The organism is Pseudomonas sp. SDO5591_S426 (genome assembly GCF_054070755.1).
Genome location: NZ_JBSVXD010000198.1, coordinates 1 through 9,868 on the forward strand (window position 1 = coordinate 1; position 9,868 = coordinate 9,868).

At 61.5% G+C, this 9,868-nt stretch carries 5 protein-coding genes; all 5 read right to left on the reverse strand.

Annotation, left to right across the window (positions count from 1 at the left end):
• Nucleotides 1-29: 29 nt before the first annotated feature.
• Nucleotides 30-1,493, reverse strand: a complete 1,464-nt coding sequence (locus tag ACW9JC_RS25705) for an efflux transporter outer membrane subunit (RefSeq protein WP_457458487.1) — start codon at nucleotides 1,491-1,493, stop codon at nucleotides 30-32.
• A complete protein-coding gene (locus ACW9JC_RS25710) occupies nucleotides 1,490-4,597 on the reverse strand; it encodes an efflux RND transporter permease subunit (protein ID WP_338580707.1) in 3,108 nt (1,035 codons plus the stop codon). The genes ACW9JC_RS25705 and ACW9JC_RS25710 overlap by 4 nt, the downstream gene beginning before the upstream one ends.
• Nucleotides 4,594-7,698, reverse strand: coding sequence for an MdtB/MuxB family multidrug efflux RND transporter permease subunit (locus ACW9JC_RS25715; RefSeq protein ID WP_457458489.1), 3,105 nt, complete (start codon nucleotides 7,696-7,698; stop codon nucleotides 4,594-4,596). Before ACW9JC_RS25715 ends, ACW9JC_RS25710 begins: the two co-directional genes overlap by 4 nt.
• Nucleotides 7,695-9,011, reverse strand: coding sequence for an MdtA/MuxA family multidrug efflux RND transporter periplasmic adaptor subunit (locus ACW9JC_RS25720; protein WP_338580705.1), 1,317 nt, complete (start codon nucleotides 9,009-9,011; stop codon nucleotides 7,695-7,697). Before ACW9JC_RS25720 ends, ACW9JC_RS25715 begins: the two co-directional genes overlap by 4 nt.
• A gap of 178 nt (nucleotides 9,012-9,189) precedes the next feature.
• On the reverse strand, nucleotides 9,190-9,690 hold the full coding sequence (gene tpx, locus ACW9JC_RS25725; RefSeq protein ID WP_338580704.1) for a thiol peroxidase: 501 nt from the start codon (nucleotides 9,688-9,690) through the stop codon (nucleotides 9,190-9,192).
• Nucleotides 9,691-9,868: the final 178 nt, after the last annotated feature.

Below are 9,868 nucleotides of genomic sequence, written 5' to 3' on the forward strand. Positions count from 1 at the left end.
CACTCGACAGCTCCTACAGTCCTACAGGCCTATAGCTGCCCGTCCCAACCACCGCCCAGCGCGGCAATCAACTGCACGCTGGCGATCAGGCGGCTCTGCATCAAGTCCAGGTTGCTGCGTTCATTGCTCAGCGCCGCCGCCTGAACCACGACCACGTCCAGGTATGCAATGACCCCGGCCTTGTACTGGTTTTGGGTCAGGCGCAGCGATTCGCGGGCTGCATCCAGTGCCTGTTGCCGCACCACGGCTTCGTCTTGCAGCACCTTGAGCTGGACCAGATAGTTTTCCACTTCACGGAAACCGTCGAGCACGGTCTGGCGGTATTTGGCCACGGTTTCGTCGTAGGCCGCTTCGCTGCGATCCACCTCCGCCGAGCGCTGCCCGCCGTCGAACAAGGTCATGGCCAGTTGCGGGCCGACCGACCAGAAGCGGTTCGGTACGCTGAACAGATCTTTCGACGTGCTGCTGCTGTAACCCCCGTTCAGACTCAGGGTCAGGTCCGGGTAATAAGCGGCCTTGGCCACGCCGATGTTGGCGTTGGCAGCGATCACCGAACGCTCGGCGGAAGCAATGTCCGGGCGGCGTTCCAGCAGTTGCGACGGCAGGCTCAATGGCACTTCGGGCAATGCCGGAATGTTCTCTGTCTCCGCCAGGCTGAACTCGGCCGGTGGCAAGCCGATCAGCACGGCAATGGCGTTTTCGAACTGCGCGCGTTGCCAGATCAGATCGACCATATCGGCTTCGGTGCCCTTGAGCTGGGTCTGTGCCTGCGCCACTGCGTCCTTGCCGGACACTCCGGCGCGATACTGGTTTTCGGTCATTTTCAGCGAACGCTGGTAGGCCTCGACGGTCGCTTCCAGCAGACGCTTCTGCTCATCGATCACCCGCAGTTGCAGGTAGTTCTGCACCAGTTCCGACTGCTGGCTCAGGCGCATCGCCGCCAGATCGGCAAAACTCGCCTGGGCATTGGCGGTGTCGGCTTCAAGGCCTCGGCGCAGCTTGCCCCAGATATCCGCTTCCCAACTGACGCCAGCCTGGGCGGTGTAGGTGTCACGAATACCGCTGGACGAACTGGTCAGGCTGGAACTGCTACTGCCGGTGCCTTGGCTGGAACGGTTTTTCCCCAAGGTCAGGTCGACCGTTGGAAAAAACGCGCCCCGGGCGCTGCGCACCAAGGCCTGGGCCTGACGGTACTGGGCTTCGGACTGGGCAACGGTCTGGTTGGAGGCGTTGAGTTTTTCTATCAGGCCATTGAGTTGCCGGTCGCCGTACAGCTCCCACCACGCACCACGGGCCAGGGAATCGCTCGGGCTGGCCTGACGCCAGCCGGCCGCTTCCTTGTACTGCGCCGGTTCCGCGGTTTGCGGACGCTGGTAATCCGGGCCGATGGCACAGGCACTGAGCATCGCCACGCACAGCGACAGGCTCAGCAAACGCGAGCCTCGGGCGGTGATCAGCGGTGTAGCCAGGTTGAACAGCGAACGGTCAGTCATAGCGGAGTTTCCAGAGCAGCATCGGTACGCACCCCACGCCAGTGGTTGAAGCGATGGCGCAGTTTGTCGAGATAGAGGTAAACCACCGGAGTGGTGTAAAGAGTCAGCACCTGGCTGAAAATCAGCCCGCCGATGATGGTCAGGCCCAGTGGCTGGCGCATTTCCGCCCCTTCGGCACGGCTCAGCAGCAATGGCAAGGCGCCGAGGATCGCCGCGAGGGTGGTCATCAGGATCGGCCGCAAACGTTGCAAACAGGCGTTGCGAATCGACTCCAGTGGCGCCATGCCCTGATGCCGCTCCAGTTGCAGCGCCAGGTCGATCATCAGGATGGCGTTCTTTTTCACCACGCCGATCAGCAGGAACAGGCCCAGCAACGAAATCAGACTGAATTCGCCGCCCAGCGCATAGATCGACAGCAAGGCGCCGACACCCGCCGACGGCAAGGTCGAGAGAATGGTCAGCGGATGAATGTAGCTTTCGTACAGCACGCCCAGCACCAGATACACCGCCACCAGCGCGCCAAGGATCATCCACGGCTGGCTCTTCTGGGTCGCGGCGAAGGCATCGGCGGTGCCGGCCATTTTCGCAATGACATCTTCCGGCAGGCCCACCGAGGCAATTGCCCGTTCGATGGCGGCGCTGCCCTGCTCCACGGTCACGCCCTCGGCCATGTCGAAGGAAATGCTTTCCGAGGCGAACTGGCCTTCGTGGCTGACGCGGTCGTCTTCCAGGCTGTTTTCGTAATGGGCAATCGTCGACAACGGAATCCGCGCGCCATCGGCGGTGATCACCTGCACCTGCTTGAGGGTGATCGGGTCCTGGGCGTATTTCGGATTGACCTCCATCACCACCTGATACTGGTTGAGGCTGTCGTAGATGGTCGAAATCTGCCGCTGGCTATAGGCGTTATTCAGCACCGCCGTGACCATGTCCATGTCGACACCGAGGCGTTTGGCCTGGTCGCGGTCGACAATCAAGGTCACTTGCTGCGCGCCTCGGCCTTCGCGGGCATCAATCGCGGTCAGCTCGGGCAAGGCCTTGAGCGCGGTGACGACTTTCGGATACCACTCGCGCAACGCTCCCAGGTCACCGCTTTGCAGGATGTAGGAATACTGCGACGTGGTTTGCTCGCGGCCACCGCCGAATTGCAGGTCCTGATCGGCCATCAGCATCAGTTGCGCACCGGCAACCTTGGGCATTTCCTTGCGTAGCCGCTCGATGACCTTTTGCGCGGAAATGCTGCGTTCCTTGATCGGCTTGAGGCGTACCAGCATGAACGCGTTGTTGGTGCCGTTGGTGCCACCGATGAAGCCCGCGACGCTTTCCACCGCTTCGTCCTTGAGCACGGCGCGGCGGAAGATTTCCATTTTCGGCTGCATCACGCTGAACGACAGACCGTCGTCGCCACGCACGAAACCGATCAGCTGGCCGGTATCTTGCTGAGGAAGAAATGTTTTAGGAACAACCACATACAACGCAACGTTAACGCCAATCGTCACGAATAAACTGAGCAACGTCAGGCGCCGATGACGCAGTACCCAGTCGAGACTGGTGGCGTATTTGCCGACCATCCATTCGTTGGCCCGCTGACTCCAGCGTTGCAAACGGTTTTCCTGGCCCGGCGTGTGCGGCTTGAGCCAACGGGCGCAGAGCATCGGGGTCAGGGTCAGCGACACCACCAGCGACACCACGATGGCCGCCGCCAGGGTGATGGAGAATTCGCGGAACAGGCTCTCGATGATCCCGCCCATGAACAGGATCGACAGGAACACCGCCACCAGCGACACGTTCATCGACAGCAAGGTGAAGCCGACTTCCTGGGCACCGAGATACGCCGCTTTCATCGGGCGAATGCCCGCATCGATGTGCCGGGAAATGTTCTCCAGCACCACGATGGCATCGTCCACCACCAGCCCGGTGGCGAGGATCAGCGCCATCAGCGACAGGTTGTTCAGCGAGAAGCCGTAGAGGTACATCACCGCAAACGTGCCGACCAGCGACACCGGCACCGCCAACGTCGGAATCAGCGACGCACGGAAGTTACCCAGAAACAGGAACACCACCAGAATCACCAGCACCACGGCGATCAGCAGGGTCATTTCCGCTTCATGCAATGTGGCCTTGATCACTGGCGAGCGGTCCATTGCCACGTTCAACTTGACGCTGGCCGGCAACACCGCCTGCAACGCCGGCAGTTGAGCCTTGATCTCGTTGACCGTCTCGATGATGTTGGCGCCGGCCTGCCGGTTGATCACCAGCAATACCGCCGCGTCGTCGTTGAAGAAACCGCTGTTATAGCGGTCTTCGACGCCGTCGCTGACCTTGGCCACATCCTTCAGGCGCAGGGCCGCGCCGCCGTTGTAGTGGATGATCAGCGATTCGTAATCCTTGGCCTTTTCCAACTGGTCGTTGGCCTGAACCTGCCACAAACGCTGATCGTCCTCCACCGAGCCCTTCGGCCGACGCACGTTGGCATTGGCGATGGTGTTGCGCACATCGTCCAGCGCCACGCCGTACTGGTTCAGCGCCTGCGGTTCGAGTTCGATGCGCACCGCCGGCAGGGAGCTGCCGCCGATCTGCACCTCACCCACGCCCTGAACTTGCGACAGGCTTTGGGACAGGATGGTCGAGGCCAAGTCGTACAACTGGCCTTTTTCCAGCACGTCCGAGGTCAGCGACAGCACCATGATCGGCGCTTGGGACGGGTTGACCTTCTTGTAGGTCGGCATGCTGCGCATCCCACTCGGCAGCAGGTTGCGCGAGGCGTTGATCGCCGCCTGCACTTCCCGCGCCGCGCCGTTGATGTCGCGGTCGAGGTCGAATTGCAGGATCACCCGGGTCGAGCCCTGGCTGGAACGGCTGCTCATGGTGTTGACCCCGGCGATCGCGCCGAAGGAACGCTCCAGCGGCGTGGCCACGGTGGAGGCCATTACTTCCGGGCTGGCACCGGGCAGGCTGGCCTGCACCACGATCACCGGGAAATCCATTTGCGGCAGCGGCGACACCGGCAGCAGGCCGAAACTCACACCGCCCAGCAGCATGATCGCCAGGCTCAGCAGCATGGTCGCGACCGGGCGCTTGATGAAAGGTCCTGACAGGTTCATGGCTGCTCTACCGCTTCCACGGATTCAGGCTTACGACCCCAACGCCGACCGAGGCGGTCGAAGTACAGGTAGATCACCGGCGTGGTGAACAGCGTCAGAATCTGGCTCAGCAACAGACCGCCGACCATCACCAGACCCAACGGCTGGCGCAATTCCGCACCGGAACCGGTGGCCAGCATCAGTGGCACCGCGCCGAACAGCGCGGCCAAAGTGGTCATCAGGATCGGCCGGAAACGCAGCAACGCCGCTTGATAGATCGCCGTCTCGGGGTCCATGCCCTGATTGCGCTCGGCGTCGAGGGCGAAGTCGATCATCATGATCGCGTTCTTCTTGACGATACCGATCAGCAGAATGATGCCGATGATCGCGATCATCCCCAGGTCGTTGCCGCTGAGGATCAACGCCAGCAAGGCGCCGACCGCCGCAGAGGGCAAAGTCGAGAGAATGGTGATCGGGTGAATGTAGCTCTCGTAGAGCACGCCCAGCACGATGTACATGGTCACCACCGCCGCCAGAATCAGCAGCAAGGTACTCGACAGCGACGCCTGGAACGCCTCGGCCGCGCCCTGGAACTGGGTCTGCACGCCGATCGGCATTCCGATGTCTTTTTGCACCTGTTCGATGATCTCGACTGCATGCCCCAACGCCACGCCGGGCGCGAGGTTGAACGACATCATCACCGCCGGGAACTGGCCGATGTGGGTGATCGCCAGTTGCGCCTGACGCTCTTCGACATGCGCCAGGCTGGACAGCCGCACCTGGCCGCCATCGGTGGTCTTGACGTGGATCTGGTCCAGCGCCTGCGGGCCGATCTTCTCGCCGGACTGCGATTGCAGCACCACACGGTACTGGCTGGCCTGGGTGTAGATCGTGGAAATCTGCCGCTGGCCGAAGGCGTCATACAGCGCATCGGTGATGTTCGACACCGACACCCCGACCCGCGAGGCGGCATCACGGTCGATCACCAGATAAACCTGCAAGCCCTTGTCCTGCAGATCGCTGGCAACGTCGGTCAACTCCGGCCGTTCGGCCAGGGCTTCCACCAGACGCCCGCTCCACAGGCTCAACAATTCCGAATCCGGTGACGACATGCTGAACTGGTACTGCGTGCGACTGACGCGGTCTTCGATAGTCAGATCCTGCACCGGCTGCATGAACAGGCGAATGCCCACCAGTTTGTCCAGTTCCGGTTGCAGGCGTGCGATGACTTCCGTCGCACTCAGGTCGCGGTTGCTGTGGGACTTGAGGTTGATCAGCAGTCGCCCGCTGTTGAGCGTCGAGTTGTCACCGTCGACACCGATGTAGGACGACAGGCTCTCGACCGCCGGATCCGCCAGAATCACCTTGGCCAGTTCCTGTTGGCGATCGCTCATCGCCGCAAAGGAAATCGACTGCGGCGCTTCGGAAATCCCCTGGATCACACCGGTGTCCTGCACCGGGAAGAACCCCTTGGGCACGACCATGTACAGGAACACCGTCAGCGCCAGGGTGCCGATTGCGACCATCAGGGTCAGCGGCTGATGCTTGAGCACCCACTGCAATTTGCGTCCGTAGGCGGCGATCATCCAGTCGATGAAGGCGCCACTGGCGCGGTAGAAACGGCCCTGCTCTTCTTCCTTCGGCTCACGCTTGAGCAGCCGCGCGCACATCATCGGCGTCAGGGTCAGGGACACCACCAGCGAGATCAGGATCGCCACCGCCAGGGTGATGGCAAACTCGCGGAACAGCCGCCCGACCACGTCAGCCATGAACAGCAACGGGATCAACACGGCGATCAGCGACAAGGTCAGGGAAATCAGGGTGAAGCCGATCTGCTTCGCACCCTTCAACGCCGCGTTCAGCGGGCTTTCGCCTTCTTCGATATAGCGGGAAATGTTCTCCAGCATCACGATCGCATCGTCCACCACGAAACCGGTGGCGATGGTCAGGGCCATCAGGGTCAGGTTGTTGACCGAAAACCCCGCGAGGTACATCACGCCGAAGGTGCCGATCAACGACAGCGGCACGGCCACCGATGGGATGATGGTGGCGCTGGCCCGTCGCAGGAACAGGAAAGTGACCATGACCACCAACGCGATGGCGATCAGCAGTTCATGTTGCACGTCCTTGACCGAGGCGCGGATGGTCTGGGTGCGGTCGGTCAGCACGACGACGTCGAGGCCGGCCGGCAGGTTGTCGGTGATGCTCGGCAGCAAGGCCTTGATGCGGTCCACCACTTCGATGACGTTGGCACCGGGTTGCCGCTGGATGTTCAGCAACACGGCCTGGTTTTCATTGGCCCATGCGGCCAGACGTTCGTTTTCGGCGCCGTCGACGATTTCCGCCACGTCCTTGAGCCGCAATGGCGCGCCGTTGGCATAGGCCAGGATCAGATTGGCGTAATCCTTGGGCGACGTCAGTTGATCGTTTGCATCGAGCATCGAAACCCGGGTCGGGCCGTCGAAGTTGCCCTTGGGCTGGTTGACGTTGGAGGCGCCGATCAGCGTGCGCACATCCGACAGGTTCAGCCCATTGGCCGCCAGGGCTTCGGGATTGACCTTGATCCGCACCGCCTGACGCTGACCACCGGCAATGCTGACCATGCCGACACCGCTGATCTGGGCGATTTTCTGCGCCATGCGCGTGTCGACCAAGTCATTGAGTTTGGGCAACAGCATCGTCTTGGAGGTGATGGCCAGGGTCAGCACCGGCGTATCGGCCGGGTTGACCTTGTTGTACACCGGCGGCGCCGGCAGGTCCTTGGGCAACAGGTTGGTCGCGGCGTTGATCGCGGCCTGCACCTGCTGCTCGGCGACATCCATATTGATGTCGAGGCTGAAACGCAGGGTCAGCACCGAGGCGCCACCGGAACTGGTGGATGCCATTTGCGTCAGGCCCGGCATTTGCCCGAACTGCCGCTCAAGCGGCGCGGTCACGGCGCTGGTCATGACATCCGGGCTGGCGCCGGGATAGAGCGTCATGACGCGAATGGTCGGGTAATCGACCTGAGGCAATGCCGACACCGGCAGCAGCCGATAAGCGATCACGCCGGCCAGGATAATGGCCAGCATGCTCAGCGTGGTGGCTACCGGGCGAAGGATGAACAGCCGCGAGAGATTCATGCGCCGCCCTTTTTCGCCTTGTCAGTGGTCGCCGGCTCAGGCGTGTTGGCCGCCGATTTGCCCTGCAGGTGGCCGGCCGGATTGGTCGGCACTTGTTGTGGGTCGTTGACCACTTCCACGTCGCTACCGTCCTTCAGGCGGTCGGTGCCCTCCAGCACCACGCGGTCGCCTGCGGAAAGGCCTTCGGTGACCACCGTGTTTTCACCGTCGCTGGCGCCGATTTTCAACTGGCGGATCTTGACCTTCTTGTCGCCGTCCAGGGCATAGACGAACGTGCCATTGGTGCCGAACTGGATCGCGGCGGATGGCGCAAGCACCACGTCTTTGAGGGTGTCGGCGAGCAGACGCACGTTGACGAACTGGTTGGGAAACAGCGACTGGTCGCGGTTGTCGTAACGGGCCTTGAATTTCAGGGTGCCGGTAGTGACGTCGATCTGGTTGTCCAGGCTCTGCAATACGCCGGTGGCCTGCAACTTGGTATCGCCACGGTCCCACGCCTCGGCCGGCAGTTTGGCGCCGCTGCGATAGCGCGCGAGCACGGTGTCGAGACTGTTTTCCGGCAGGGTGAAGGCGACGCTGATCGGTTGGGTCTGGGTGATGATCGCCAGCGCCGTGGTGTCGTTTGCGGCAACGAGGTTGCCGACATCGAGCTGACGCAAGCCGACGCGGCCGGCGATCGGCGCGCGGATTTTGGTGAATTCGAGATTGAGTTTGGCGTCGTTGACCGCCGCCTGATTGGTCTTGACCGTGCCCTGGAACTGACCGACCAGCGCGACGGCGGTGTCCAGGGTTTGCTTGGCGATGCTGTCCTCCCGGTACAAACCGGTATAACGCTCGACATCCACCTGGGCGTTTTTCAGTTGCGCCTGATTTTGCAACAAGGTGCCTTCGGCCTGGAGCAAGGCGTTCTGGTACGGACGCGGGTCAATTTCGGCCAACAGGTCGCCAGCCTTGACCATCTGCCCTTCCTCGAAATTGATCTTCATCAGCTCACCGCCGACGCGACTGCGCACGTTGATGGTGTTCAGCGCAGTGACCGTGCCCAGCGCCTTGTAGTACAGCGGGAAATCACCCTTGACCGCCGGGGCTACCCGCACCGGAACCGGCCCGGTAGCACCGCCGAACCCTGGACGCATTCCGCCCGCCTTGCCGGTGTGCCCGGCCACGGCTTTTTGCCCCGCACCCTCTTTTGGCGCAGCACTGCCAGGCCAGAATTTCCAGCACAGGGCGGCGATGACCAGCAGGACAAGCAGGCCGAACAGCCAGCGACGGGGACTACGGGAAGCGGAGGATTGCATTGAGTGATCAACCATTGGGCGCGTGGGCTTTCTTTACATGAGGCTGAACGATAAGCACTGGCGGGTCTTAAGCAAAGCGCCTTTACCGGCAATTTACCTTCGGCTTACGTAACAGGAGATTTATCCAAGACACTGAAACACAAATGAAAACGGCCTGGACAGTGCCAGGCCGTTAACAATTGTAAAACCAGACTTACTTCAGAACAGCGAGTGCCGCTTCGTAGTTCGGTTCTTCAGCGATTTCCTTGACCAGTTCGCTGTGCAGCACGTTGTCGTTTTCGTCCAGTACCACAACGGCACGGGCGGTCAGGCCTTTGAGCGGGCCGTCAGCGATGGCCACGCCGTAGTTCTCGATGAACTCGGCACCGCGCAGGGTCGACAGGTTCTGTACGTTTTCCAGACCTTCGGCGCCGCAGAAACGCGCCTGGGCGAACGGCAGGTCAGCGGAGATGCACAGCACAACGGTGTTGTCGACGCTGCTGGCCTTGGCATTGAACTGGCGCACGGAGGTGGCGCAGGTCGGGGTGTCGACGCTTGGGAAAATGTTCAGCACTTTGCGCTTGCCGGCGAAGTCTTTCAGGGTGACGTCGGACAGATTGCCGGCAACCAGGGAAAAGGCTGGCGCCTTGGAACCGGCTTGAGGCAGTTGGCCGTTGACTTGAACCGGGTTGCCTTTAAGAGTGACTTGAGCCATGAACGGAGTCCTTCTGAACGTTGTTGTAGAGAATTTTGAAGAGGCCGAAGTTAACCACGAAATTGCCCGGTGACCTACCCCGGATACAAATTGTGGAGAGTTGCTCTCACCGACAACCCGATACCCTAATGAAATGGCTACCCCCTCACACCCTGTGATCGCTCTCTAAGCTTTCACA

Coding starts and splice junctions, on each gene's coding strand:
- ACW9JC_RS25705 (WP_457458487.1), bottom strand. CDS start 1,493: ATGACTGACCGTTCGCTGTTCAACCTGGCTACACCGCTGATCACCGCC.
- ACW9JC_RS25710 (WP_338580707.1), bottom strand. CDS start 4,597: ATGAACCTGTCAGGACCTTTCATCAAGCGCCCGGTCGCGACCATGCTG.
- ACW9JC_RS25715 (WP_457458489.1), bottom strand. CDS start 7,698: ATGAATCTCTCGCGGCTGTTCATCCTTCGCCCGGTAGCCACCACGCTG.
- ACW9JC_RS25720 (WP_338580705.1), bottom strand. CDS start 9,011: ATGGTTGATCACTCAATGCAATCCTCCGCTTCCCGTAGTCCCCGTCGC.
- tpx (WP_338580704.1), bottom strand. CDS start 9,690: ATGGCTCAAGTCACTCTTAAAGGCAACCCGGTTCAAGTCAACGGCCAA.